Genomic DNA, 24589 nt, shown 5'->3' with positions numbered 1-24589 from the left:
GAGTGACTCGTACGCTCGCCGACCCACCGCCCGACTTCTGCACGGAAGAGCTGTGCCCACCGGTCATCGGCAACGTCCTGGTCTACATGGACGACAACCACATCACCGCCACATTCATGACCACCATGGCCCCGATCGTCGAGCAGGCTGTGCATGCCGCACTCGGCTGGCAGTTCGAGGAACAGAACTGCCCGGACACGAAATCGCGCGCGTGGCCTCCCTACGGCTCGTCGCCACCGACCCTGCACGCGCGCGGTTGATGGTGCAGGTCGTCCGATCTCAGCAAGCGGCTCGTGGTGACATGTGAACCACCTGCTGAACGCACCGGTTCTCGGTCTCGCGATACTGGTGATGGTCTGTTTGGTTCTCATTCCCCGGCGTGTTCCGCGCGTGGTGGCTGTGCTCGGCTGGGTCCCGTTATGGCTGGACAACGAGATCTCCGGGCCGACTGGTTTGGTGCGATCGCGGTCGCCGCGAGCCTCGGCGTACTGCTGTCTGTCCGTCGGCGGGACTACGTGGAATGACACGTGATGACGATGCTGCGCTGCACGAGAGCAGGTCCTTTTCGCCGCGCACGATGCTCATGAGTCGTTTCCCACTATCCAACGGCCCTTCTCTTCGATATCCAGAACACCGCCCGCCTGTCACCCTGTGAAGGACGCCGGGGCCGAGGCGTCCCCACGCCACGAAGCCGGCGAGGGCGAGATAGCCCACACCGACGGGCAACTGACCGCTGACCTCGTGGTGGCGGCCGACGGCATCCACAGCACGATCCGCCAACAACTGTTTCCCGGCACGTCACCACGGTTTCTGCACTACACCGGATGGCTCGGCCTGGCAGAGACCGAATCCGACATGGCCGGCAGTATGACAACCGGACGCGGCCGGTACTTCTCATCCACCCGGTCGGACCACACCTGGTCTACTGGGCACTGGGTGCCGCGGCTGATGCACCAGGCATCCGCCATGACGATGAACGCGACCAGGTACGTCGCCACGTCGGCGACTGGCACCAGCCCATCCCCCAGTTGGTCGAGGCCACCTTGGAAACGGAGATCCGACGGGTGGACATCCGCGAAGTCCCACCATTCCGTCCTTTGTAGAGGAACGGGAGCCTGGCACCGCATACTCCCCCGCGCGATGGCGCCTCTCTGGGCATGGCAACCCCCACAACTCGATAGGACACCGCGCAACGGCTGAGCCCAAACACCCGGATGTGGTTCCAGCTCGGCCATCGACATGCGCGCCACTCCCAGTTCCCGCTGCCGGACTGCCCCCGGGCACTTGCGTTCGTCGCGGCGGGCGAGTCATCGCCACAGCCCGTCGGAACTAGGGTTCCACTGCTCTACGGCGACCCCGTCCCCGGGTACCGGTCACCCATGCGTACACAGCGTGTGCCGCCCGACGGCGGCCCGGTCGAGCAGGCCTCGCGCCGGATCTGCTTCGGCCACAACAACCTGGTCGCTATCGCATACCCGCACGCCGAGTCGACCGGAACCGTTGGCTGGCAGGACTTCCCGCCCGATTTCCCGGCCGACGCGACGGGCCTGTCGCCCGCGGTCGCCGCGCTGGCACTGCGGGTGTGGGGCCGCCTGCACGGCTTGGTGGCCCTGGAGAGCCACGGCCACCTACGATCGGTCTTCAACGACCCGGCCACGCTCTTCGAGGCCGAGTTGCTGGACGTGGTCGGTTAGACAGGCACCGCCTCGATCAGCGACAGCCTGCCGGGCGTGGGGATCACCTCGGTGATCCGGAACCCCGCCCGCTCGAAGAGGCGATCGAACTCGGCGCGGGTGCGTTCCTGCCCGGTGAGGAGCAGCAGCATGAGGATGTCGAGCGCCTTGCCGATGTGCGGGTCGTTGCCGGGCGGGATGACCGCGTCCACGGCGAGCAGCTTCGCGCCGGGGTTCATCGCATAGCGGCAGTTCTCCAGGATCCGCACGCACTGGTCGTCGTTCCAGTCGTGGAGGACGTTCTTGACGGTGTAGAGGTCGCCCGCCGGCACCGATTCGAAGAAGTCACCCGGGTGCAGCGTCCACCGATCGTCCGCGCCGAGGTCGGCAAGTACGTTGCCCGCCAACACGTTTTCCTGGTCGAGGAGGATGCCTCGCAGGCCTGGACGCGCCCGCAGCGCCGCGAGCAGCAGCCCGCCCCGCCCACCGCCGACATCCACCATGACCCCGTCGTTCGGAAAGTCGTAGCCGTCGATGATGTAGCCGATATCGCCAGCCGAGTAGGCCGCCATGCCCGCGTCGAACAGCAGGCCGTCCTCCGGATGCTCGGCCAGGTAGTCGAAGACGGGTTGCCCAAAGCGGTTGTCGAACGCGGGTTCGCCGCGCCGGACCGCCTCGGCAAGGTCGGACGCGGACAGCCACCAGGCGTCCTGGGTCACCAGGAGCACCCCTGCCCGCATGGACCGGGAAGCGTCGGCCCGCAGCAGATCCGCTTGGGGCGTCAGGTGGAACCGGCCGTCCTCGTCCTCCCGGAAGGTCCCGTAGGAGGCCAGAAAACGCAGCAGGCGCCGCAGGTACGCGCCGTTCGCCCCGGTCAGCCCAGCCAGTTCGGCCACGTCTCGCGGCCCGCCAGCCAGATGATCGGCCACCTCCAACAGCGCCGCCGCCCGCAGCGCCGCGGGGTACAGGAACCCGACGGACTCGGTGACGATGTGGCGGTACGCATCCTCTGATGTGTTCGTCATCTCCCTTTCATGGCACAGATTCCGCCGCATGCAAAGGGAAGGCGAGCAGCCCTCTGAGTGCCGGAACTGCATCCACCGGCACTGACCTGCGAATTCCGGACCTTGAGGATCACCAGCAGCCGAGCACGCCAGGACGCTCCATCGTGCTCCGACGCCCTTACCTCGCCCTCACCGGCACGGTCGCATTCCTCCGGCTGCTACCGAAAAGCAGCACCGACAAGGACATCGACATCTTCGAGCGGACAGGACAGCGGTCCGCAAACTAGATCCGGAGGGCGGCGGGTTGCGGTGTCGGGACCTAGTGGCGGATTCGGTGGGTTTGGGCCGGCTCTGGCTCCTCCAGCGTTGTCGCGGTGGTGTTACGTTGCGGCTCCGTGGTTGCTCGTGTGGCAGGGACGGTCGTCCGCCGTCACGGTGCCGCCCGCCGATAGAGGGCGACGAGGACCCCGTGGACGGCCTCGCCCTCACCGGCGTCCTCGGCCTCGTCCACGATCTTCTGCAGGGCCTGGGCCATCCGGGCGGCCACTTCCGGGGTGAGCCGGAGGTGGCGCAGCACCACGAGCGGTTCTTCGGCGGCGTGGCCGATCTCCTCGGCCACGCCGCCGAACATCGCCTGGGTGTGTTCGGGCGGCGAGCTGGTGTAGGACATGCGGCGGGCGGTGCGCTGGTAGTACTGCTCCGTCCCGCCGCGGACCTGCCGGGTCTCGACGACGCGGACGAGCCCAGCCTCGTGCAGCACCTTCAGGTGATGCCCGATGTTGCCTTTCCGCTCGCCAAGGGACACGGCCAACTGGCTGGTTGTCGCGGGTTCGCGGCCCAGCGCGAACAGTATCCGCTGGCGCAGCGGGTGCGAGAGCGCCTTGAACTGCTCGGGGCTGCCGATCTCCAGCCAGTCGTCCACACCGGAAAGTGTCTAATTCTCTTGACGCTTTCGCAAGGCCGTTGCTCTACTTCCCGGCATGGACATCCCGTCGATCATCACCAGGACCCGCGCGCTGCTGGTCGAGCACTACGTCTTTCCCGACGTCGCCGCCAAGCTCGATGCCCACCTCGCTGCACGCGCCGACCACTACGCCACGGCTACGATGCCAGAGGAGTTGGCTGGGCTCGTCACCGCGGATCTCCAGTCCGTCAACGGCGACCGGCACCTGCGGCTTAAGCACCACGTCAACGAGGTGCCCGAGGGCGACGACGCGGCGTCCCGTCAGCATTACGCCACGGAGTTCGACGAGAGCATGGGCGGCGTACCGCTGCTGCGCCGGCTCGACGGCGGCGTCGCGCACCTGGAACTGGCGCCGCTGCTGTTTCCGGTCGAGATGATCGCGGAGTCGATCGCGGCGGCTTTCACGCTCGTCTCCCACGCACGGGCGCTGATCATCGATCTGCGGCGCAGCCGCGGCGGCGACCCGCACACCGTTGCGCTGGTTTGCAGCTATCTGCTGGACGAGCCGACGCACCTCAACACGCTCTACACCCGCGCGGACGAGTCGTACCACCAGTTCTGGAGCCTGCCGCACGTGCCGGGGACGCGGTTCGGCGGCGCCAAGCCGGTGTACGTGCTCACCAGCGGCACGACGTTCTCCGGCGCCGAGGAGCTGAGCTACGACCTCCAGCAGTTGGGTCGCGCCACGATCATCGGTGAGACGACCGGCGGCGGCGCCCACCCGCGCCATGGCTTCACCGTCCACCCGCACCTGGAGGCGACCATCCCGACCGCCCGCGCGATCAACCCCGTGTCCGGCACCAACTGGGAACTCGTCGGCGTCGTCCCCGACATCGACATCCCGGCCGACGAGGCGCTCGACCGCGCACACCGTGAGGCGCTGGTCAAACTGGGACGGGGCTAGCATCCGGACGTGAACCGGAGGTCCGGCTTCAGCAAGGACACCGGCGGGACTCCCGCGATCTCGTAGCGACAGCCCAGCGTCTCGCAAGCTTCAGCGCGGGCGTCGAACGCGACCTGATCACGCGGTTTGATCCGGTCAACGGCACGGACGTCGAGCACCTGCGCGGACCCGTCCGCGGGCGAGGGCCACCGTGCTGTCAGTCGAAGAACTACTGACTTGGGGCTCGATCGAGAACGCGTTCTGGCCCCCAGGGTTCTGCCGGGTAACAGGACACGGGGCATGGTGAAGCGCGCTGTCAGCGCCATGAGAGGGCGTTGGCGGTAACCGCATGGGGTAGCGGGCACCGATTCTGGAGGGTCAGCTGAGTGCGCTGGCCGCAGGCGACAGCGTGCAGTCCTCTCCGTGGACCTGCGGCACATTGCCTATTCCGGTGTGGACGCGTCGTACGCGGGTGAACGGTCGCGCAGTGTAGGGACCCCGTCCCCGTGGAGTTCGTCGCAGAACCTGGTGCGGCCGGTCATGGCCATGATCAGTGCGAGGGTGCGGCCGGACACCAGAGGGCCTTCTCCTGAGGTGAACGGGCCGTCGGTGGCGACGAGGCGGAGGCCCTTGACCCGTTTCTTGGCGACGACCACCTGGTCTGTGCTCCGATAGTATTCGGCGATCCGGGTGAGTGTCGCGATCGGTGAGTCGTGGCGGACAGCAAGCGGTTGACGGATGTCCTCCCCGTGGACGATCGTTTCGCCGAGCATCGCGATGACAGGCAGAGGCGGCTTGGTCTTGTTGGTGACGGCGTGGCGGAACCGGTCGAGTGTCCAGGTGATGCCGTTCCAAGATCGAGCGGTCAACGTTCTGGCGGAGTTACGCAAGCTGCCGCTCGGAGCGTTTCCGGTTCAACGCGAGGTAGTGGAACACAATTGGCGTTGGTGCCAAACAAAGTTGATGAGCCGTGTTCGATCGGTAGTTCAACGACCGACGAGTGTGGCGTTTGGAGCCACCCTCGATGCCTATGACCTGCAACGCGAACACTGACCGTGGCGATGTAGGCGTTTTGTCGATGTTTGTGTATCCATGCCGGATAATCGACTGATAGATCTGGTCCGTGACAACGAGCACCAGAGAAACGGCAGCGGCCTGCGCCTTGGGACTTGCCCGCTCCCCCGTGCCGAGTAGCGTGCCCCGCACTGCGCCAGTGGCGCCGGTGCCGGTTTCGCCAGGAGCGTCGGCGAGGATGCGGTTGTAGTGACCACCAGCTGGCTGAGTCGGCCAACTTTCGCAAGGACCCGCTCAGTCGGCCGTGCTCGGCCAGCCGGTGGTGCGTTGTCCAATCCCCGCGGCTACAGGTACTTGGCTAGTGAGGCTGTCCACTACCTTGATAGCTGCGGCAGCTACAGCGGCAACAGCAGCAGCACAACGAGACAAGCATCCCGCCGGTGGTCAGGACCGACACGCCAGTCGCATCGACACTGGTCCTAGTGCAGTTCGCCCAGCGGACACCGAGCAGGCGCTAAAACCGGTCAGCACCTGCAGTGAAATTGAAGACCCTCAGCCTCGTTAAACGCCCTGGCAAGCCGGGGGTCCGGACCACGGAACTCGTCCCAACGCTTCACGACGTCCTCTTCAGCAATGTTAAAGTTGTATCCGCCCTGATCGAATAAAACAGTCCCCAGGGCGTTAAAACATCTGAAGAAACCAATCCACGCATCATCATCACTCGAACTGCTGATGTCGCATACCCAATGAGTAGAACCATCCGAGAAGAGAGTATAGCGCGCTCCGGATCTAATGTGGCAGTCGCCACGAAATATATCGCCGAAAACCCAACTCTTAAAGGCCAAGATAGTAGCCGACAACACCGGAAAGGATTCGACTCGCTCTGCTTTGGCTCCGGAATTTTCCGGATACTCTTTTACGGATTCGAAGTAATGCCCTGGACTCCCAGAGTCTTCCGTTGTCATAGAATTTCATCTTTTCCATTGGTTGTCGCCGTCGATGACGGCACGGATTACGTCCTCGAAATCGTCGTCGATGCAAGTGTCACGGACGCGCAGCGCATGTCGGTTGTGATCGCCACATCGGACCTTTTCCATATGCTCCTAAGACATCACTCGCTGAGGTCGCAGCGCATCCGTGTAAGCACGAGTTTGTTGGGTTGGTTTGAAGGATCCGTGCTAGCACGGATCCTTCAAACCAACCGAACCGAGGAAGGTGAGCACAGCCCGTACACGTCGGTTGTCCCGCTCTGTAACTGGCAGCTCAAGCTTGCGGAAAATGTTCTTCACATGCGCTTCTACGGTCCGCTCGCTCACTGACAGCCGCTGAGCGATGGCTCGGTTTCCCAGGCCGCTTGCCATCAACGAGAGGACCTCGCGTTCGCGGTTCGTGATCCCGGTCAACGTTCGCCGCCTTGTCATGTCGTCCGCGGCGGTGTCCGAAAGGGCGATTCGCACCGCCGACGCGATAGCCTCGACGACTTCCGGGGCTGCGGACAGCGACGAGTCATGCACGAACGCCGCCACCCGGCGGTCGCCACAGCGCACCTGCGTCGCAGTGCGGGGGCCACCGTGCGGCGGTAACACCAGCCTCCGCCCCTTGTGGTCGACATAGCACTGGGTGGGGGCATCCCACCGGCCAAGCTGCAAGCGCCTGTCACCCAACGCGTGTGCCAGCGCATCACGTAAGTCAGTCATGGATGGTCGCCGTTCGAGCAGGGGAAACAGCTTGATGGCGGCGGCACCCGCAGCGTCCTCCCGCAGCCGACCGATCAGGAATGCCACAGGCAGCGCCAGCAACGCCACACGGTCGATCTCGTTGAGGCTGCCCAGCAGCCAGTGCGGGTGGACTGAAAGGATCCAACGCACGATCCCGTACAGCATGTTGACCACACCAAGGAGCAAAGCAGTCCCAACGAAGGGAGCCATCTCACGGCGACGCATAGGCGTGGTGGTCCGCCATCGACCGAACAGAATGAAACCAGCCAAGATCGTCAAGATCACCAAGACGGCTCCGCGAACATGCGTGAGCGTTGCCGCCACTTCGGGATCGTGCCCCACAGCGAACAGATTCACCGGGCACCGACAAATCAGCGGATCGGTGCGGGAAAACAGCGCGCCCACAGCCGTCAGGCCGAACCCCGCGACGTATCCTGAGACAGCAACCACGCGTGCGGCATGGCTCTCCAACCGCCCGCTGGGATAAGCCAAGATCAGATGCAGTAGCAATGGCGACGAGGCCGTCATCAGCAAGACACCCAGGGTGAAGATCACTGCGATGTCCGACGTGATGAGATCTTCGGCAAGCCAGCCATAGCCCGTAAATACAAGTAACAGCCCAATCGGGTGGCCGGGCCATCGGACACGTGACCAACAGCCCACAGCCACAAACAGGACACCTGTCACGATCCCCACGACGACCTCGAGCAGTGGATGACCTCCACCGAGCGTTTTTCCCACTGCGCCAAAGGCCCCTACCAACAGCGCCCCGAGAACGACCAAAAATAGCCTGCCCGAACCCCACACCGCCGCCAACGGAGGAGGCAGCTTGGTTGTTGAGACTCGACTGCTCATCAGCGCAATCTTATTCGCCGGATGCCCAGTACTCCAGCAGCGCTCAAGTCACGATGGACTTGACGGTCCACGGCTAGCCCCAATGCCGGTCGGTTAGTTCACGGTACGCCGGTAGCCTGCGGTTGTGAATCTTGAGGCAGGTGTGGGCGCGAGCGGTGGTCTGACCGACCGGGCTGCGGTTGGTGCGCTGAGTCGGACGTTTCCAGTGGAGCTGGTTGATCGGGTCATTGATCGGTATTGGCGTCGGGATCAGCGGGTTCGTGCGTTGCCTGCTCGATTGGTTTTCTATTTCACGCTTGCCTTGTGTCTGTTTCCGCAGTCGCGGATCGATCAGAAGGGGACCGGGGGCGGGCAATCCTTGAATGGCCGCCTGGTGACATTGAAAATTAGACCGAAGTAGACAGAACGTGGCCGAGCGCAGTTGATGTTGGGTCAAGTGCGTTCGTCACTCCAGTTTCGCTCCTGCTCCAGCTTTGCCCCAAGCCTCACACTTGACGTTCTTACCCCCACACCGCCAGTCCGGATTACCGGCGGAGTGTTTTACGTCGAACCGCTCCTATCGCGGCGGTTCCCACGAACAGGACGACTCCGACGATCCCGAGCCACATCAGCCCTTCCATGGCGAATCCGACGATGGAGAGGATGAGCCATGCCACTAGTAGAACGATGACGAGCACGAGCATTTCGACCTACCTCCACAGTTGCGAGAATTCAAGGTAGTCGCCCCCGTTGATACGGTGCTTGCGGCGCAGTCTTTGTTGTTACTACTCCCGCTGATCCTGGTAGCCCCGCCACGGACTGGAGACATGTCAATGGGGTGCCCTCCACTCCTCAACCTGAAACCGACGATGGATCATTGAGCGGAGCCATCACGAACACCGCAGCCGCGGTGAGTCCGTTGAGGACGAGGCACCTGGCCGGTTCGAGGATGAGCCGCCACACCGGGCCCGGGAATGTCCGGATCGGCAGATCTCAGATCGACCACCGATAGGCCGTCCGCGGCTGTGCAGATGCTCGGAGTGTCCGGAGTGGACGATTATCTGGGCGTGTGCCGATCCGCCGGGACCGCCGGCCCGGGAGGGGGTTCTTCAGCCCTTCTGTTCAGAGCGCGTTGCGCTGGGCCAGGATGCGGTCCCTTTCGGCCTCCCAGCGTTCTTCCGGCGTCTGGTCAGCGGTTCGTGGTTGAGGGGCTGTGGCGGTGTCAGCCTGATGCTGACCGAGGGATATGCCGTTGCTGGTGAGGATGTCCTCGACAGTGGCCGGGGCGGCCACTGACCGGAGACCGCGCGTGCCACGCCACCGGGAGCCAGGGTGTCCGTGGTCATGAGGCGCTCCCGGTGGTGTTGAGTTTGCGGGCCAGTCGTTCTGGTCTCGGCCAGCGGACTTTGGTGGCCCAGCCGAGTTTTTCGAAGATCCGGATCAGCCGGGCGGAGATGTCGATCTGTCCACGTTGGACGCCGTGGCGTGCGCAGGTGGGGTCGGCGTGGTGGGAGTTGTGCCAGGACTCGCCCATCGACAGCAGTGCCAGTGGCCAGAAGTTCGCTGATTTGTCCCGGGCGGTGAAGGGCCGGTCGCCGATCATGTGGCAGATGGAGTTCACCGACCAGGTGACGTGGTGCAGCACTGCGACCCGCACCAGGCCGGCCCAGAAGAACGCGGTCAGCGCACCCCACCAGCTCCACGTGATCAACCCACCGGCCACGGCAGGCGCGAGCAACGACACGACTGTCAGCGCCGGGAACCAGCGGTTCACCCGTTGGATATCCGGGTCGGCGAGCAGGTCAGGGGCAAACCGGACGGCGTTGGTCTGCTCCCGCTGGAACATCCAGCCCATGTGCGCGTGCCAGAACCCCTTGGCCAGCGCGCCCGCTGAGGTGCCGAACAGCCACGGGGAATGCGGATCACCCTCACGATCAGCGTAAGCGTGGTGCCGGCGGTGGTCAGCCACCCAGCCGATAATCGGTCCCTGCAATGCCATGCTGCCGGTGACCGCGAGCGCGATCCTCAAGCCACGGGTAGCGGTGAACGCGCCGTGAGTGAAGTATCGGTGGAATCCGATGGTCACACCAAGACAAGTCAGGGTGTAAAAGAACACCGCGAGCCCGACGTCCGTCCAGCCAAGGCCCCAGCCCCACGCGAGCGGGACCGCCGCGGCCAGGGCCAGTGCCGGAACGATGGCGAACAGCTTGACCAGGAACAGCTCAGCCGGGGATTTCTCACCCGCTAGCATCGGCTGTGGAGCTGCCTCCGTGCGAGTGTGATCGCGGGATTGACGGTCGTGGACTGTGGTACTCACGGATTCGGCCTCCGGGAAACGGCAACTCGGTCTGCGCCGCCGGGGTCCAGGGCGATCGATGTGGGATCCGGCTACAAGGGCAGCCAAGGCACAGCATCAGCACCAGATCGTGCGGAGTCCACTCAGGAGCCGCTGATCCTCACACTGATTGTGTACCCGATAGCGCGGGGGATAAAACTCTGTGTCAACTGTCCACCGCTGCCGGACGGTTGCAGCGGCGCAGCGGCGCGCCGACGTCGTGCAGATGTCGCAGGACTTGGGCGTAGGAGGCGAACAAGCCGCATTCGCTGTACGGAACGCCGCGTCGCGTACAGAACTCCCGCACGAGCGATTGAGCGCGGCGCAGGTTGGGGCGCGGCATGCTGGGGAACAGGTGGTGTTCGATCTGGTAGTTCAAGCCGCCCAGCAGGCCGTCCACCCATCGGCTGCCGGAGATGTTGCGGGAGGTGAGTACCTGCTTGCGCAGATAGTCCAGGTGTTCGTCCTTGCCCAGGATGGGCATGCCCTTGTGGTTGGGGGCAAACGAACACCCCAGGTACACGCCCATCAATCCTTGGTGCACCACGATGAACAGCACGGCCTTGAGCGGGGACAGCATGAGGAACACCGCACCGAGATAGCCCACGACATGGGCGGCCAGCAGCGCTGCTTCCAGCCACGTGGTCCTGACTTCCCGGCGCAGGACGGCGCGGACACTGGCGATGCGTAGCATCACCGCCTCGGCCAGCAGCAGCGGGAAGAACAGCAACGCCTGGTACTTGGCGACCCACCGCAGCAGGCCGCGTTTGGTTCGGGCTTGCTCGGTGCTGAACGCGAGGGCGGGGATCTCGATGTCGGGGTCTTCGTCTTCGTGGTTCGGGTTGGCGTGGTGCCGGTTGTGTTTGCCGACCCACCACTCGTAGCTGATCCCGGTGATCACACCGTGCAGGTACCCGACAAGATCGTTGCCGCGCCGGGAACCGAAGATCTGCCGATGCCCGGCGTCGTGGCCGATGAACGCGAACTGGGTGAACACGACCGCGAACAGCACCGCGGTGAGCAACTGCCACCACGAGTCACCCAGCAACACGAACAGGACCGCTCCACCAGCGAACACCAGGATGTTGATCGCGATCCTCGCCGCGTAGTAACCGTATCGCCGACGCAGCAACCCTGCTCGCCTGACCCATCGGGACAGCTCCGTGAAGTCGTTGCCACGGCGTGGTTTCGAGGACTGTATTGCAGGAATGTTCGATGCAGTCATGATGAGGTTGTTCTCCCAGTACGCACCTTCCGCCGCACCACACGGGCACAGTGACCTTCTTTTGTCGGTTTTCCGTCGTGGGAAGGGCTAAACCTCCTACCGGTGTATGTCCTGTCAGGACAGGCCGGTTTCTTGGTGTGTACGTCGTTCCACAGGTCAGAGCCAGCCTCGGCGTTTGAAGATCAGGTATAGGCCAACACATACCAGTGCCACGAGCAGCAGCGCGAACGGATAGCCCGCCCAGTCCAGTTCGGACACGTGGCGGAAAGCTCATCCCGTAGATGATGCTGATCAGGGTGAGGCGAACAGGGTAGCCGCCCGTGAGGAGATTCTCTTGATCTGCTCGTTCTGTGCGTTGCTGGTGTCCGCATGCAGGTCCGGGTATTCCTCGGGGAAGCCGGTCGGGCCGATCGAGGTGCCGCCATGCCGGTCATGCCTGCGGTGGCACGCTGGGCTTCGGGCGCGGACTCTTCCGGACCTGGTTGTCGTCGAGCGCCTGACCCGCCTCGTCGTGATGTAGCTCGACCCGACCCATCCGGTAGTAGATATTGGCGATCAGATCGGCCCGACCGGCCAGCCGCGCCAACCCGAGCGCGTGTCCGAAGTGGACACGAGCGAGCTCGGGCAGGCCCGTGTCGAAGGCGATCCAGCCAGCGAGGTTGCACAGATCAGCCTGCGCCACCATCATCCGGGCCCGCACCCGGTCAGTCCGCACGGCGGCCAGCGTCTCCTCGCCCCATGCACGCAGATGATCTACCGCCGACCGGCACGAACCACCGCCATCGCGATAGTCAAGACCGCGAAAGACAGCCGTCGCCGCCTCGAACCGCGACACATCGGCCAGCCCCACACCCAGCGAGCGAGAAAACGATGAACTGCTCATGCCGGCGACTCCTTGCCCCGAGAACAGGACAGCATGCCGCCAGGGTCTGGAGCGGATTTCACATGAATGGTAACAGCCTGGCAGACCAGGAGGAACTCCACACCGTCGACGTCTGTCCTTAGAGGAACACGAAGAGGTTATCGACCGACAGCGCCTTCTCCGTCACGTAGCCGGCGAAGTACTCCGTTCCCGTCGTTGCGCCGGCGAACATCCACACACCGACACCGAACACAGAAGCAGGCCAACGATCCCGGCAACCGTCAGCATCCAGACGACAGGTACATCCACTCACACGCTCCTGATCCCGCATCGAGCTACCATGCCCCACCGCACTCAGCTCAGTCTCCCAACATCACCGGCTCAAACTCAGGGCGTTGTAGACCCCACCACCGTCGGTGGCACCCGAAGAGCACACGCAGGCGCGGTGGTGTCCTGCAGCAGCCGTCGCGGTGCAGAATCGGATCGCGATCGGATCATGCGCATCCCACGGATGTGGACATACGAAGCAGACGACGTTGGCATCTGGCTCGGTGGCAATCGGTTTCACGTCGGTTGCGTTAGGCATGGGCCCGTCCACTCAGTTGCTTTCGCGGCGCCGGGGTCTCGGGCGATTCTCCGAGTCTACTCCACCGTCCCTTGATCAGGCCGACCACAGGAGTCCGTACGGTGTCTGATCCGGGAATATTTCGCACAAACTCGATCGCAGAACAGTCAATTCTGGAATTCGCCCGCCAGACCATCTTCGCTCGGCGACCGGCCATCCGCCGGATCGAGACCGAGAGCGGCAAGTAATTGCAGGCAGTCAGCAGAGTCATCGGCCGCCGATGCCACCACACGAACGCCACGATAACGCTGTTCGCGGTTCAACGTGTAAAGGTCGTGCACCGCTGCTGTCCGTAGATTGTCAGCACGGTCCATTGACTTGACTCCAATTCTGCCGCTGCGCGAGAGAGCGACGATTCAGGGTTGGCAGCGTTGACGGCTCGGCAATTCCTCGGCAGCATCGGTACCGCCGTGTGCCACGGGCAGATGGCCGACGCCATTCCGGCGGACTTGCCGGCCAGTGCCGCGAACGCGGCCCGCGACACGCTTGGTGGCGCGACCGGAGCGACCTGCCATAGCTGTCGAACAGTTCGTCGGGACGGTAGGACCGCAGCCAGCTCTCCAGCTGGGCGAGCCGCTCCGGGTCGGAACGCACATCGGTCAGTGGCACCGTGGCGGGAACGCCAGGCCCTTCGACCCGACGTCCGTCCACTTCGGCCGGTCCAGCCCTTCGGTGTGCGCAGCACCACCATCGGCCAATCGGCGGCCGGGCCGCGAACACCACGCCGTGCGTCGGTTTGAATCTGCCGAATGTCGGCCACGGAACTCGCCAACGCCTCGGCGTACGCCTCATGCACCTCTGCCGGATCAAACCCGCTCACCTCAATGGGGCGCCAACCACGGCTGCGCAGCATCGACACCAGGTCCTCACGACGCCACCGGGACAGCACGGTCGGGTTGGCGATCTTTTAACCGTTCAGGTGGAGGTCGGCAGCGCAGCCCATCTGTCGCCGGGTCGAGGAAGGCAGGCGCCTGCCAGCTCAGAGGTCAGCATGGCCGTCTCGAGTACCTCCTGGTGGTGCTGGCAGACCACCGGAACTGCGCCGATCTCTTTGTCCGACAACAGCGTGCACGGATTCCTCGTCATCACCGAGGCGACAGTCGGGTTTCGCATGTCTCTCCTCAAGGTTGGCTCGCCGTGCCGCTGGACATCACGGCAGCACGGCAGATCGGGCACCAGCCACTGCGACCTCGGCCTGAGCGGCCAGTTCGAGGTCTTCCCGGGCCGTGATCACCAGCACGCGCGGCAGCACACCCAGCGGGCTCACCACCCGGTCACCCGCGGCCGCGAGCAGCTCATGAACCGCACTCATACCGAACAGGCCCAGGCCGTCGACGATCTCGCCGAGCAGCTGCGGGTTGTGCGTCGCCACACCACCGGTGAACACCACAGCGTCCAAACGGTCGAGCGATGCGGCGACCGCCGCGATCTCCCTGCGGAGCCGGTGCATGTACACATCGACGGCGAGCTCGGCGTCGCGATCACCCCGGGTCCTGGCGGGAAGGACAGTGCGCATGTCGCCATCGGTCCCGGTCATCCCGGCCAACCCGGATCCGTGGTTCAGCAGATCGCTCAACTCGCGCGGTTCGACGATCCCGGCATTGAGCAAATGCAGCAGCAGACCCGGGTCGACCGAACCGGACCGGGTGGCCATCATCGCGCCCTCCAACGATGTGAATCCCATACTGGTGTCCACACTCGCCCCGGCACGGACCGCCGTGACCGACACACTGGCTCCCATGTGCACGCACACGACTCGCAGCACGGCTGGATCAAGCCCGACCATGTCCGCGACCCGTCGCAACGCGTACTGGCAAGACAGGCCATGAAAGCCGTACCTGCGCAGCCCGTGGCGACGCGTCAAGTCCGTCGGCAGCCCGTAAACCCTTGCTGCCTCGGGCATCGAGGCGTGAAATGAGGTGTCGAAGCACGCGACCACTGGAACCGAGGGCAGCTGCGCCATCACCTTACTGGCCACAAACACCGATGCCTGCTGGTGCAGCGGTGCGAGCCGGGTCAACCCGTCCAGCTCATCCAGCGTGTCGCTGTCCAGTACCACCGCGGCGGGGCGATCGCCGCCATGCACGAACCGGACCGCCACCGCTCCGATGTCCGGCCACTGCCGCAGCACATGCCGGACCAGATCGGTCACCTTGCCGTCCCACCTGTCGAACCCGGTCTGTCCTACTTGGACACCGTGCTCGATCACGGCGAGCTTGAGGCTCGACGAACCTGGATTGACGGTCAGCACACGCACGTTCTCCTCCAATGGTCAGTCGTACCCAGTGGCTAGCCTTGCGCGCCGGGCGGACGACCGGCAGTGCCCGGGGACCCTCGCGAGCAGGGACCTTGGGCCCTGCGGGCGTAGGCTCGACGGCAGGAGGTGATTCGCGTGGTCACCCGTGTCTTCCTGGTCGACGACCACCAGATCGTCCGGGTCGGGATCGCGGAACTGCTCGGCGCAGCCGACGATCTCGAAGTCGTCGGCGAGGCGGCCTCCGTCGCCGAGGCCCTGACCAGGGTTCCCTCCACCGGCGCGGACGTGGCAGTGCTGGACATCCGGCTGCCCGACGGCAACGGCATCGAACTGTGCCGGGAACTGCGTTCCCGGATGCCTGATCTGCGCTGTCTCATGCTCACGTCGTTCACCGACGACGAAGCCCTGTTCGACGCGATCATGGCAGGCGCGTCCGGGTTCGTGCTCAAACGAATCCTCGGCATGGACCTGATAACCGCGGTTCGCACCGTCGCCAGCGGAGAGTCACTACTGGACGCCCGAACAACCTCAGCCCTGCTCAACCGCATCCGCCGGGAACACGAACAAGGCGACCCGGTACGGATGCTGACCGATCAGGAGCGCACGGTGCTCGACCTGATCGGCAACGGCCTGACCAACAAGCAGATCGGTGAACGGATGGTGCTGGCGGAGAAGACGGTCAAGAACTATGTCTCGCACCTGATGGCCAAGCTCGGTCTGGTTCGCCGGACACAGGTCGCCGTGCTGGCATCCCAGTTGCGCAAGCCGGGGCCGTCGAACACGGACGGCTAGCTCACATCAGGGACACCCGCCAGGTGAGTCTGGTTCCGCCTGCCGGCTCGTTGCTGACGTGCAGCGAACCACCGAGTTGGATGGCGCGTTGTTCCAGATTGCGCAAGCCGCTGCGGGCGACGTCGGCGGGCATCCCGACGCCGTTGTCCACTACCGAGATGGTCAGGACGTCGGTGGCTTCGACCATGAGGGTCAGCTCGGTGGCGTGGGCATGCCGGATCGCATTGGTGAGGGCTTCGCTCACCACGGCCTCGGCGTGTTCGGTGATCTCGTCGGGTACCGAGTTGTCGACGGTGCCGGTCATCCGTACCTGGGGCGAGAGGTCGGTGTCCTCCGTCAACCGCGCGACCAGGTCCAGCAGTCGCCTGCGCAGGCCGGTCGCGTCGTCGGTCGACTGCAGGTCGAAGATGGCGGTTCTGATCTCCAGCACGGTCTCGTCCAGTTGACCGATCGACTTCTCCACCCGCCGGTGCGCCTCGGGATGCGTGATCCAGTTCAACGTCCTCTGCAGGCTCATGCCCGTGGCGAACAACCGTTGGATCACATGGTCGTGCAGATCCCGGGCGATGCGGTCGCGGTCGGCGAGGATGTCCACGAGCCGGGTCGCCCGTTGTTTCTCGGCGAACTCGAGCGCCACGGCCGCCTGGTCGGCGAACGAGGCCAGCAGCGGAACCTGGTCCGGCCCGAACTGGGCGCTGCCGCTGTCCCGTGCGGCGAGCAGCACACCAGTGACGGCCGACCCGGCTTGCAACGGCACCACCAGTCCCGGCCCGAACTCGATCGGGGTCTTCCCCAGGTGGCCGGCCAGGTCGTCGATCAGCATCGGCGCACCGGAGGTCAATACCTGCACGACGAACGAATCGGCAGCGGTGAGCTGCCTGCCGACGAACTCCTCGACACGGGAGCCCGCTCCGGCGGCCATCCGCAGTCTTTTCTGATTCCCGTCGGCCACGAGCACGATGAGCGAGTACGACGCGGACGAGAGTTCCATCGCCCGCTGTGCGATCAGCCGCAGGGCGTCGTCCGCCGACGCGCCGCCCAAGAGCTCCGAGTTGATCTCCGCGATCGCTTCCAGCCATCGCTCCCGCATCCGGGACCGCTCGAACAACCGGGCGTTCTCGATGGCCACACCCGCCGCGGCTGCCAGCGCCCCGAGCACCACCTCGTCGTCCGCGGTGAACTCGGCCGCGTCCCGCTTCTCAGTCATGTAGAGATTGCCGAACACCACATCACCCACCCGCACCGGCACACCCAGGAAACTCCGCATCGGTGGGTGACCCGGCGGAAAGCCCACTGACGCCTGATGCCTGCCGAGGTCAGGCAGCCGGATCGCGCGCGGTTCCCTGATCAGCAGGCCGAGCAGGCCCTTGCCGGCCGGCAGCCGTCCGATGTGCTCGCGGGTCCCGGCGTCGACGCCGGCGTAGACGAACTCCGACAGGTCGTCCCTGGTCCCCACTACGCCCAGCGCTCCATAACACGCGCCCACCAGGCTCACTGCCGCCTGCACGATGCGCTGCAACGTCGATTCCAACTCAAGCCCCGCACCGACGGCCTGTACCGCGTCGAGCAACTCCAGATGCAGCCCACCGAGCACGCGAGGTTCGGGGTCACCAGCCGACGTGGACATGTGAGCCAGCCTCGCACGGTGCTGCCCGGCCGCCAAGCATTGGGCCCTGCCAGGTAGGGACCTTCGACTGTGTGCCCGGCGCGATCCAAGCCGGACAGTGGGACAGGTGAGCCGAACGGGCTCAAAGCGGCTCAGACGCAGTGGCGAGGTGACGGACGATGACCGCAAAGGCAGCAGCGCTCTCGCTATCAGTAGAGGACACGCGTGCGGTGCTCACAACGGCGTCGCTGGCTCCGTCAGTGCACAACACCCAGCCATGGCGATTCCGCCTGCTGCCAGACCGGATCGAGCTGCACGCCGATCTCAGCCGCGCGTTGCCCGCTACCGACCCGTCAGCGCGGGAACTTCGACTGTCCTGCGGCGCGGCGCTGTTCAACCTAAGGCTCGCGTTGCAGGCTCTGGGAGTTCGGCCACTCGTCACCCTGCTGCCAGGCACCGAAGCGCCCGGCGCACTCGCGACAATCCGACGAGGTGGCCAAACCGCACTGACCGACGAGTCCCGCGCGCTGCTCGAAGCGGTGCCGGTCCGCCGCACGAACCGACAGCCGTTTATCGACTCTCCGATATCCACAGCAGATCAGCAATCCATGGTGCGCGCGGCAGGACTGGAGCGAGCGTGGCTCCACGTCGTGTCAGACCGCTCCGATGTCGCACGACTTCAGGAGCTGATGCTGCGAGCGCATCGCACGCAACTGGCCGACACCGAAGTGCAGGCCGAACTGGCGGGGTGGGCAGGCGCGCCGGCCACCGCCGGCTTGGGGGAATCCGATCACCTTCTCGGCGTGCTGTGTTCGTACTACGACGGACGGCTGGCCGAACTCCAAGCAGGACAAGCGATGCAGCGAGTACTCCTCACAGCGACCAGCCTCGGACTGTCCACATTGTTGCTGTCCCAGCCCAGCGAGGTGCCCGGCACCCGAGCGGAACTCCGCCGCGCGATGGGCGGATCACTGGTACCGCAGACGATAGTGCGCATCGGGTTCGGATCCCCCGTCCCGGCCACACCACGGCGTCCGGTCGACGACCTGCTCATGGAACCGACCGGCGCCAAGTACTGAAGAACCAGGCCGACAGAGAAGAACCCCGCCACCACCGCAGATGGGAGGATCATGGATCTCAAACTCGCCGGCCACGTGGCCGTCGTCACTGGGGCTTCGAAGGATGTCGGCCTTGCCGTGAATGCTCCAGCGAGGCGCTGGTTCGATCATCAATGTCTGGACCGGGCTGGCTCGCCAGCCTGCGCCGATGAACGTCGACTACGGTCGACGGCGGCTTCCTCAAGTCGCTCTGAGACCAAGGAGACTGCGCGAGCCGTTGTCATCCACATTGGACCAGAATGTCGATGACGGACGGTCGTTTCAGGACGATCACAGTGGTGCGTTCCCCGGCGAAATTCGCGGAAACGAACATTCCACCCACAATCGGGGTAGTGTGACAAGCAAGCCCCTCATTCAGGGAGGAGGCGACCATGACCGATACGTCTGCCACCAGGCGCGTACCTTCAAATCTGGCAACTACTCCGGTATCCACGTCACACGCTTCGACAGTGAGACCACCGGCGCCTGACTGTCCCGTGTGGATCGATCAGCGACGGTAGCCCTGTCTTCTCCCTCGGCCCAAGATCGTGCTCCTCACCGGTGAACAAACCCGACGAGGAGACACGGACACGGTGCCCCCGCACTCGCCCCCGATGCAGCCGGGGGCACCGGCCCACCGGTCCGATCAATCGCATACTCGGAGAGGCACACATGAGATGGCAGTGGCACGTCGACGGCGCCTCGTAGCCGCAATCACGAGATCTGTCCAGCACCTCGTTTCCCGCACCCCGCGAAGCCACCAAGGACGCCAATGATCGCTGGGTAGGCGAGTGAGGGCACATCAGCGACCGGCACGACGCGAGCGGAATTCGTCGCGAGCGCTACACCCAGGCTGAAGTCCGCTTATCGAATCGATGCAGCCGGGTGAACAGCGGTATCGCCCCACGCTGAGCCGCAGTACTCTTACAACGACATTCACTTGCGCCTGGACCCCGCGCGGTCACCGAGCGTCTCCCCACTGTCCATCGACTGGGTATACGTCCGTGATGGCCTGACGGCGGCAATCGCCGACGCCAACCGCAGCGGAAGGCCAGGTCATGATCACGGTCCAGAACTTGCACATCACACAGGTCGCACTCCGCGACACAGTCGTCGTGACTGTGGCAGGAGAGGTCGACCTCAGCACGGCCGGCCTGTTGACACAAGGATTGACCGCAGCCGGCCTGATCAGCCAGCCGCCCCGGACATTGGTGGTCGACCTCAGCGCAGTGACGTTCTTCGGCGCCGCCGGGCTGACGTCGCTCGTCAGGGCCGTCCACCGCTGCCAGGGCCAAGGCATCGCCTTACAGATCGTGGCAAACCACCCCGTGGTACTCCGGCCGTTAGAAATCACTGGTCTGATCGAGACCCTGCCGGTCGTACCGGTCCTTCAGCCAGACTGGGTCAGACGGACACGCACGGTACGGACCACCCACGCCATCCTCGACGCCGCCAGACGAATCCTCATGGCCGACCGCCGCAGCACCGCCAAGAAACCGGCCGCGGGAGCCGACTGACCTATTCGGACCGCGTTGGCAGACCCGGCCCGCAGACCAACTATCCCATCAGGACTATTCTTAGATGAGCGGCAGGATCTTGCCACGACAGGATTTGAACCTGCGCCCTTGACCGAGTCTATAAAGGACTCCGACCGAATGGGCCCCTTTACAACGCGGCAAGATGCAGACTTCTCACCCAGCATGGTCCACAAAGGACTCACACCTGCAAGAACAGGGAACTCGACGTTAAACCGGTTCCGTTCCACGCACTTCAGCGCAGTTCAGGCCACTTGCGACACATTCAATCCTCCCATTTGACTCCCGCTACCGCAACCACGACGGCCACTTGATGACCGAACAAGTGCGGTCACTGCTCCAGATTCGCTCCCACTCCGCCACTCAACAGATGCCCGTTGCGACCACCGTCTCATACCAACAAGTTCTGTTTGGACACCCACGACAGCACGAGCGCCCTATGGAGGCACCCTCTGCTGCGACATACGCGACCGCGCCAGGTCCGGCGCATCGTCACAACGAAGGTCATCACGTCCACATGCGCCTTGGGCGAACAGCGCGAGCGAGCAACTGCTCGCCGATCGAGGAATCGGGCGGACATGAATTTGGTTGAGACTTCACTCACCTTACATGAGGTTGGTAAGGCTAGCCTTATAGGCTGGTCCGGCCCCGCATCCAGTGAGCGGGGGTTCAGCCGACCTACGCAGGACAGGACCGATCGTGCGCTCCACCTCCCACGGCCTCTTCGCCGCGCTTGCTCTCATCCCCTTGCTGGCGGGCTGTTTCGCGTCAGGCAGCGCATCTGACACGAACGCGACGACCGGTCGTTTGAGAGTCGCGCTCGCGGTGCCGCCGGTGCAGGCACTGTCCCCATACAGCAACGACGCCACCGCGCTGGGCAAGCTTTCCGTGGCCGAGGGACTGACAGCGCTGGGCCAGGACGGAGCCGCCGCGCCCGCGCTGGCGGCGTCCTGGACCCGCAAGGACATCACCACCTGGGTCTTCGAGTTGCGCAAGGCGAGGTTCCACGACGGCACCGAGGTCACCGCCGAGTCCGTCGTCAACGCGCTCGACCACGCGAACGCCGCCAAAACAAAGCCCCGCGTGCTCAGCGACGTGACGCTGACCGCGAAGGCCGAAGACGCCGACACTGTCACGATCAGCACGAAGACCGCCGACCCGGTGCTCCCGCTGAGGCTCGCCAGCCCCGCGCTGGGCATCTTCTCCGCGAAGGCGTACGCGACCAACGGCTCCGTCAGCCCGGTCGGCACCGCAACCGGCCCATACAAGATCACCAAGGTCACCGGCAAAACCCAGGCGACGCTGGACCGGTTCGACGACTACTGGGGCGGCAAGGCCAAGGCATCCGGTATCGACGTGACTTGGATCGCCGACGGCGCCGCCCGCACCAACGCCCTGCGTGCCCACGAGGTCGACATCGCCGAGTGGATTCCCACGGCCCAGGCGCGTCTGCTGGACAAGGACACCCGGCATGACGTGCCCTCCGTGCGGGCCGACAGCCTGATCCTCAACACCGCCACCGGGATCTTCGCCGACGAGTCGCTGCGGGCCGCTGCCCGCCAGGCCGTGGACGGCTCCGCCCTCGTCGCCTCGGTCTTCGGTGGATACGCCGATTCGGCACAGGGCCTCTTCGGACCGGCGATCCCCTGGGCAGCCGACCTGCGTATCAAGGTGAGCGGCCAGGCGACCACCGCAGAGGTCCAGTCGAAGACACAGGGCAAAACACTGCGCCTGGCCGCCTACACCAACCGCGCCGAACTGCCCGAGGCCGCGACCGTCCTGCAGCAACAGCTGGAGAAGGCCGGGTTCACCGTGCAGCAGGACGTACGCGAGTACACGCAGATGGAAGCCGACATCCTCGCGGGCAAGTACGACGCGCTTATCTTGTCCCGAGTGACGCTCCTCGACACCGGCGACGCCGTCGCGTATCTCGCGAGCGACTACATGAGCAACGGCGTGTACAACATCGCTCGTCTGAAGGATCCCAAGGTCGATCAGGCCATCACGGCCGCCGCCGAGGAAGGCGACACCGCGCAGCGGCGGCAGAAGATCATGCTGGCGGAGGCGGAGATCCTGCGCACCAACGCCGTCATTCCGCTGGTCCACGAGAAAGTCGTGCAGGGCATCAGCACCAACGTGGAAGGGGTGCTCCTCGACCCCCGCGAGCGCTCCCTGATCAACCTCGACACCCGCCTGAAGTAGTGGCGTACGCACAAAAGGCACGGTGGCGCACGAGCGCAGGCCGTGTCGTCGCCGGAAGCACCCTGCTGGCAGCCGTCGCCCTGCTGCCCTGGCTGTCCGGTACCGACCCCGCGCTGACGGTCCTGCGGGCCCGTTCCGCCGACCAGGACCCCACCCCCGAACAACTGGCCGCAGTGCGAGAGCAACTAGGCCTGAACGAAGGGCCACTTACCCATCTCGCGCACTGGCTGGGCGGATTGCCGCGCGGCGACGCGGGCACCTCCTGGGTATCGGGCGAGCCGGTCTTTCCCGAGCTGATGAATGCCTTGGCGGTCTCCGTCACGCTCGTGCTCGGCGCGCTCGTGGTCACGCTCGCGGTCGCCGTACTGGTCAGCGCACGCACCTTGTACCTCGGATCTCGGCAACTGTTGTGGAAGGGCCGAGCGGGCACCGGGGCGGCCTTGCTCGCCGCGCTGCCCAAATTCCTGCTCGCTTCGCTGCTCGCCACCGTGTTCGGGGTGTGGCTGGGCTGGTTTCCGTCCAGCGGCTGGGAAGGGCCAGCCTCGATGGTGCTGCCCGCGCTTGCCCTCGGCGTGCCGTCGGGCGCGGTGATCGGCGGCCTGTTGGACCAGTCGCTGCCCGCCACCTTCGGCGAGCCGTGGGTCCGGACCTGGCACGCCTGCGGGTTCTCGCCCGGCCGCATCGCCCGGCATGCGCTGCGTGGCGCGCTGGCCGGGGTGCTCCCGCAGTTCCTGCCCAGCGTCGTCGGTCTGGTCGGTGGCGCGGTCGCGGTGGAGAAGATCTTCAACATTCCGGGGCTTGGCCGGCTCGCCCTGGACGCCGCCCTGGCCCAGGATCTGCCGCCGCTGCAAACCGCGACACTCACGCTCGCCCTGCTCGGTGTTGCCGTCGGCCTGCTCGTCCAGGCTCTGCGCCGCGCTCTGCTCGGGCCGGCCCTGCGGGACGGCGGACTGGCCGCCGCACACCCGGCGACCCTCCGGCGCGGGCGCTCCACCACCTGGGTCGCCGGATTCTGTGCAGTCGCTCTGCTCACACTGGTCGTAGCGGGCCTGCTGCGCGATCCCCTGTACGTGGACCCTGCGGCGCGCCTGCTGCCTCCCTCGGTCGCACACCCTTTGGGCACGGACGCGCTCGGCCGCGACATGCTGGCCCGCTTGGGCCACGGAGCACTGCGCACGGCAGGCGTGGCACTCGCCGTGACAGCTGTCAGCACACTCATTGGACTGCTGCTCGGCATGGCGGGACAGGTCAGCGCAGGTCTGACAGAAGTGATGTCAACCCTGCCTGCCGTCCTGGCCGGACTGCTGACGACCGCCGTGACCGGGCCGTCGGTGTGGGGCGCCGCGTGCGCGGTGTGCCTGGTCGGCTGGACCCCCTACGCCGCCCAGACCGCGGCAATCCTCGAACAGGAACGGGCAACTGGTCACATACTCGCGTCGATCTCGTTCGGCGCCCGCCCGACACACCTGCTGCGCCACCACCTGTTGCCCGCTGCACTGCCCGCCGTCCTGCGCAACGCCTTGCTACGCCTGCCCACCACGGTCCTGGTGCTGGCCTCACTCGGCTTCCTCGGCCTGGGCGAGCAACCACCCACGCCGGAATGGGGCCGCCTGCTGTCGGAAAACCAGCCATACCTGGAACTGGCACCATGGACCACACTCGGACCGGCCTGCGCACTCGTCCTGCTCTCCGTGCTCGCGGTGTCCGGTACGGCGTCGAGACGGAGCAGTACTGAACGGCATCTGTGCACCGGGCGCTGATCGGCGAGCTCAAGAGCATCGGCAAAGAAGACCAAAGCGATCACAGGGGACGCCGGTAGGTGACCATCGTTGAAGCCGTCACCGTGAGGAAATTCAGAAGACGGTGTATCCGCCGTCGACAGAGCCTGCGACCCCTTGACCCCAGCGTCCACAAAGGACCGTCACCTGCAGAAAAGGAACCCGCCTACCGAAGCCAGAATCCC

25 protein-coding genes and 2 pseudogenes are annotated in these 24589 nt (G+C 65.2%); 10 read left to right on the top strand and 17 right to left on the bottom strand.

The window, feature by feature from the left end:
* Positions 1–35: 35 nt before the first annotated feature.
* A pseudogene (locus B9C43_RS52705) lies at positions 36–260 on the top strand (hypothetical protein); the annotation flags it as partial.
* 555 nt (positions 261–815) lie between these two features.
* Here B9C43_RS52705 and B9C43_RS56370 read toward each other — a convergent pair.
* The gene (locus tag B9C43_RS56370; protein ID WP_143447235.1) at positions 816–1013 is read right to left on the bottom strand and encodes a hypothetical protein; all 198 of its coding nucleotides are present in this window, start codon (positions 1011–1013) and stop codon (positions 816–818) included.
* A 201-nt stretch (positions 1014–1214) separates the two neighbouring features.
* Here B9C43_RS56370 and B9C43_RS52695 point away from each other — a divergent pair, with 201 nt between their 5' ends.
* Positions 1215–1694 carry a TetR-like C-terminal domain-containing protein gene (locus B9C43_RS52695; protein WP_160097381.1) on the top strand — a complete coding sequence of 160 codons (480 nt, stop codon included), beginning with the start codon at positions 1215–1217 and terminating at the stop codon, positions 1692–1694.
* Here the strand turns inward: B9C43_RS52695 and B9C43_RS52690 are convergent.
* Positions 1691–2698 (bottom strand): methyltransferase, encoded by a 1008-nt coding sequence (locus tag B9C43_RS52690; protein ID WP_084434739.1) that lies wholly within the window; start codon positions 2696–2698, stop codon positions 1691–1693. The two genes, B9C43_RS52695 and B9C43_RS52690, sit on opposite strands and share 4 nt — an antisense overlap.
* A 143-nt stretch (positions 2699–2841) precedes the next feature.
* Here B9C43_RS52690 and B9C43_RS59850 point away from each other — a divergent pair, with 143 nt between their 5' ends.
* Complete coding sequence (locus B9C43_RS59850; protein WP_268811639.1) at positions 2842–2964, top strand: hypothetical protein; 123 nt, start codon at positions 2842–2844, stop codon at positions 2962–2964.
* A gap of 143 nt (positions 2965–3107) precedes the next feature.
* Here the strand turns inward: B9C43_RS59850 and B9C43_RS52685 are convergent, their stop codons facing one another.
* Positions 3108–3599: an ArsR/SmtB family transcription factor gene (locus B9C43_RS52685; RefSeq protein ID WP_200826114.1), complete on the bottom strand. Its 492-nt coding sequence runs from the start codon at positions 3597–3599 to the stop codon at positions 3108–3110.
* Between the two features lie 58 nt (positions 3600–3657).
* Here B9C43_RS52685 and B9C43_RS52680 point away from each other — a divergent pair, with 58 nt between their 5' ends.
* Positions 3658–4545: a S41 family peptidase gene (locus B9C43_RS52680; RefSeq protein ID WP_084434738.1), complete on the top strand. Its 888-nt coding sequence runs from the start codon at positions 3658–3660 to the stop codon at positions 4543–4545.
* Here the strand turns inward: B9C43_RS52680 and B9C43_RS57285 are convergent.
* From B9C43_RS57285 to B9C43_RS59275, 4 genes are all read right to left on the bottom strand, one after another.
* Positions 4542–4703, bottom strand: a complete 162-nt coding sequence (locus B9C43_RS57285; RefSeq protein WP_160097379.1) for a hypothetical protein — start codon at positions 4701–4703, stop codon at positions 4542–4544. The genes B9C43_RS52680 and B9C43_RS57285 overlap by 4 nt on opposite strands.
* 264 nt (positions 4704–4967) lie before the next feature.
* Positions 4968–5393 carry a maleylpyruvate isomerase mycothiol-dependent enzyme family protein gene (locus tag B9C43_RS52675; protein WP_200826113.1) on the bottom strand — a complete coding sequence of 142 codons (426 nt, stop codon included), beginning with the start codon at positions 5391–5393 and terminating at the stop codon, positions 4968–4970.
* 669 nt (positions 5394–6062) lie between these two features.
* The gene (locus B9C43_RS60365; RefSeq protein ID WP_407657189.1) at positions 6063–6503 is read right to left on the bottom strand and encodes a DUF6294 family protein; all 441 of its coding nucleotides are present in this window, start codon (positions 6501–6503) and stop codon (positions 6063–6065) included.
* A 213-nt stretch (positions 6504–6716) separates the two neighbouring features.
* The gene (locus B9C43_RS59275; RefSeq protein WP_084434737.1) at positions 6717–8111 is read right to left on the bottom strand and encodes a LuxR C-terminal-related transcriptional regulator; all 1395 of its coding nucleotides are present in this window, start codon (positions 8109–8111) and stop codon (positions 6717–6719) included.
* 124 nt (positions 8112–8235) lie between these two features.
* On the opposite strand from B9C43_RS59275, the gene B9C43_RS52665 reads away from it, so the two are divergent.
* Positions 8236–8511, top strand: coding sequence for a transposase domain-containing protein (locus B9C43_RS52665; protein WP_084434736.1), 276 nt, complete (start codon positions 8236–8238; stop codon positions 8509–8511).
* A 921-nt stretch (positions 8512–9432) separates the two neighbouring features.
* On the opposite strand, the gene B9C43_RS52660 is transcribed toward B9C43_RS52665, so the two are convergent.
* The 9 genes and pseudogenes from B9C43_RS52660 to B9C43_RS52625 all read right to left on the bottom strand — a co-directional run bounded on the left by B9C43_RS52660 (position 9433) and on the right by B9C43_RS52625 (position 15394).
* Positions 9433–10341, bottom strand: a complete 909-nt coding sequence (locus B9C43_RS52660; RefSeq protein WP_084434735.1) for an acyl-CoA desaturase — start codon at positions 10339–10341, stop codon at positions 9433–9435.
* Between the two features lie 250 nt (positions 10342–10591).
* Positions 10592–11650, bottom strand: coding sequence for a fatty acid desaturase family protein (locus B9C43_RS52655; RefSeq protein WP_143447233.1), 1059 nt, complete (start codon positions 11648–11650; stop codon positions 10592–10594).
* Between the two features lie 430 nt (positions 11651–12080).
* Complete coding sequence (locus B9C43_RS52650) at positions 12081–12533, bottom strand: NsdA family TPR-like regulatory protein (RefSeq protein WP_143447232.1); 453 nt, start codon at positions 12531–12533, stop codon at positions 12081–12083.
* 118 nt (positions 12534–12651) lie between these two features.
* Positions 12652–12843 carry a hypothetical protein gene (locus B9C43_RS60360; RefSeq protein WP_200826112.1) on the bottom strand — a complete coding sequence of 64 codons (192 nt, stop codon included), beginning with the start codon at positions 12841–12843 and terminating at the stop codon, positions 12652–12654.
* A gap of 42 nt (positions 12844–12885) precedes the next feature.
* Positions 12886–13098, bottom strand: coding sequence for an RGCVC family protein (locus B9C43_RS58050; protein WP_200826111.1), 213 nt, complete (start codon positions 13096–13098; stop codon positions 12886–12888).
* A 146-nt stretch (positions 13099–13244) separates the two neighbouring features.
* Positions 13245–13451, bottom strand: a complete 207-nt coding sequence (locus B9C43_RS52645; protein WP_084434733.1) for a hypothetical protein — start codon at positions 13449–13451, stop codon at positions 13245–13247.
* Positions 13438–13990 (bottom strand): annotated as a pseudogene (locus tag B9C43_RS59265) (phosphoketolase family protein). The gene B9C43_RS52645 and the pseudogene B9C43_RS59265 overlap by 14 nt, the downstream one beginning before the upstream one ends.
* Positions 13991–14052: 62 nt before the next feature.
* Positions 14053–14250, bottom strand: a complete 198-nt coding sequence (locus tag B9C43_RS59260) for a hypothetical protein (RefSeq protein ID WP_084434731.1) — start codon at positions 14248–14250, stop codon at positions 14053–14055.
* Positions 14251–14287: 37 nt separating this feature from the next.
* The gene (locus tag B9C43_RS52625) at positions 14288–15394 is read right to left on the bottom strand and encodes an acetate/propionate family kinase (protein WP_084434730.1); all 1107 of its coding nucleotides are present in this window, start codon (positions 15392–15394) and stop codon (positions 14288–14290) included.
* A 135-nt stretch (positions 15395–15529) separates the two neighbouring features.
* Here B9C43_RS52625 and B9C43_RS52620 point away from each other — a divergent pair, with 135 nt between their 5' ends.
* Complete coding sequence (locus B9C43_RS52620) at positions 15530–16186, top strand: response regulator transcription factor (RefSeq protein WP_033380035.1); 657 nt, start codon at positions 15530–15532, stop codon at positions 16184–16186.
* A gap of 1 nt (position 16187) precedes the next feature.
* Here B9C43_RS52620 and B9C43_RS52615 read toward each other — a convergent pair whose 3' ends face one another.
* Complete coding sequence (locus tag B9C43_RS52615; protein WP_084434729.1) at positions 16188–17813, bottom strand: sensor histidine kinase; 1626 nt, start codon at positions 17811–17813, stop codon at positions 16188–16190.
* 158 nt (positions 17814–17971) lie between these two features.
* Between B9C43_RS52615 and B9C43_RS52610 the strand changes: the two genes are divergently transcribed.
* The 4 genes from B9C43_RS52610 (at position 17972) to B9C43_RS52590 (ending at position 24386) form a co-directional block, all read left to right on the top strand.
* Positions 17972–18871, top strand: a complete 900-nt coding sequence (locus tag B9C43_RS52610; RefSeq protein ID WP_033380033.1) for a nitroreductase family protein — start codon at positions 17972–17974, stop codon at positions 18869–18871.
* A 1076-nt stretch (positions 18872–19947) separates the two neighbouring features.
* Positions 19948–20406: an STAS domain-containing protein gene (locus B9C43_RS52600; RefSeq protein ID WP_084434728.1), complete on the top strand. Its 459-nt coding sequence runs from the start codon at positions 19948–19950 to the stop codon at positions 20404–20406.
* Positions 20407–21123: 717 nt separating this feature from the next.
* A complete protein-coding gene (locus B9C43_RS52595; protein ID WP_084434727.1) occupies positions 21124–22626 on the top strand; it encodes an ABC transporter substrate-binding protein in 1503 nt (500 codons plus the stop codon).
* Entirely contained in the window at positions 22626–24386 is a 1761-nt protein-coding gene (locus B9C43_RS52590; RefSeq protein ID WP_084434726.1) for an ABC transporter permease subunit, read from the top strand. The genes B9C43_RS52595 and B9C43_RS52590 overlap by 1 nt, the downstream gene beginning before the upstream one ends.
* Positions 24387–24589 lie beyond the last annotated feature (203 nt).

Source organism: Kibdelosporangium aridum (assembly GCF_900176515.1).
GTDB lineage: Bacteria > Actinomycetota > Actinomycetes > Mycobacteriales > Pseudonocardiaceae > Kibdelosporangium > Kibdelosporangium aridum.
The sequence above is the reverse complement of the archived record's forward strand: the minus strand, read 5'-3'. Positions and strand labels throughout refer to the sequence as shown.

What these genes read in the sequence shown, in the direction of transcription:
- B9C43_RS52695 (WP_160097381.1), top strand. Translation starts at nt 1,215, where the DNA reads ATGTGGTTCCAGCTCGGCCATCGACATGCGCGCCACTCCCAGTTCCCG.
- B9C43_RS52690 (WP_084434739.1), bottom strand. Translation starts at nt 2,698, where the DNA reads ATGACGAACACATCAGAGGATGCGTACCGCCACATCGTCACCGAGTCC.
- B9C43_RS52680 (WP_084434738.1), top strand. Translation starts at nt 3,658, where the DNA reads ATGGACATCCCGTCGATCATCACCAGGACCCGCGCGCTGCTGGTCGAG.
- B9C43_RS60365 (WP_407657189.1), bottom strand. Translation starts at nt 6,503, where the DNA reads ATGACAACGGAAGACTCTGGGAGTCCAGGGCATTACTTCGAATCCGTA.
- B9C43_RS59275 (WP_084434737.1), bottom strand. Translation starts at nt 8,111, where the DNA reads ATGAGCAGTCGAGTCTCAACAACCAAGCTGCCTCCTCCGTTGGCGGCG.
- B9C43_RS52660 (WP_084434735.1), bottom strand. Translation starts at nt 10,341, where the DNA reads ATGCTAGCGGGTGAGAAATCCCCGGCTGAGCTGTTCCTGGTCAAGCTG.
- B9C43_RS52655 (WP_143447233.1), bottom strand. Translation starts at nt 11,650, where the DNA reads ATGACTGCATCGAACATTCCTGCAATACAGTCCTCGAAACCACGCCGT.
- B9C43_RS52650 (WP_143447232.1), bottom strand. Translation starts at nt 12,533, where the DNA reads ATGAGCAGTTCATCGTTTTCTCGCTCGCTGGGTGTGGGGCTGGCCGAT.
- B9C43_RS60360 (WP_200826112.1), bottom strand. Translation starts at nt 12,843, where the DNA reads ATGCGGGATCAGGAGCGTGTGAGTGGATGTACCTGTCGTCTGGATGCT.
- B9C43_RS58050 (WP_200826111.1), bottom strand. Translation starts at nt 13,098, where the DNA reads ATGCCTAACGCAACCGACGTGAAACCGATTGCCACCGAGCCAGATGCC.
- B9C43_RS52645 (WP_084434733.1), bottom strand. Translation starts at nt 13,451, where the DNA reads ATGGACCGTGCTGACAATCTACGGACAGCAGCGGTGCACGACCTTTAC.
- B9C43_RS59260 (WP_084434731.1), bottom strand. Translation starts at nt 14,250, where the DNA reads ATGCGAAACCCGACTGTCGCCTCGGTGATGACGAGGAATCCGTGCACG.
- B9C43_RS52615 (WP_084434729.1), bottom strand. Translation starts at nt 17,813, where the DNA reads ATGTCCACGTCGGCTGGTGACCCCGAACCTCGCGTGCTCGGTGGGCTG.
- B9C43_RS52610 (WP_033380033.1), top strand. Translation starts at nt 17,972, where the DNA reads ATGACCGCAAAGGCAGCAGCGCTCTCGCTATCAGTAGAGGACACGCGT.
- B9C43_RS52600 (WP_084434728.1), top strand. Translation starts at nt 19,948, where the DNA reads ATGATCACGGTCCAGAACTTGCACATCACACAGGTCGCACTCCGCGAC.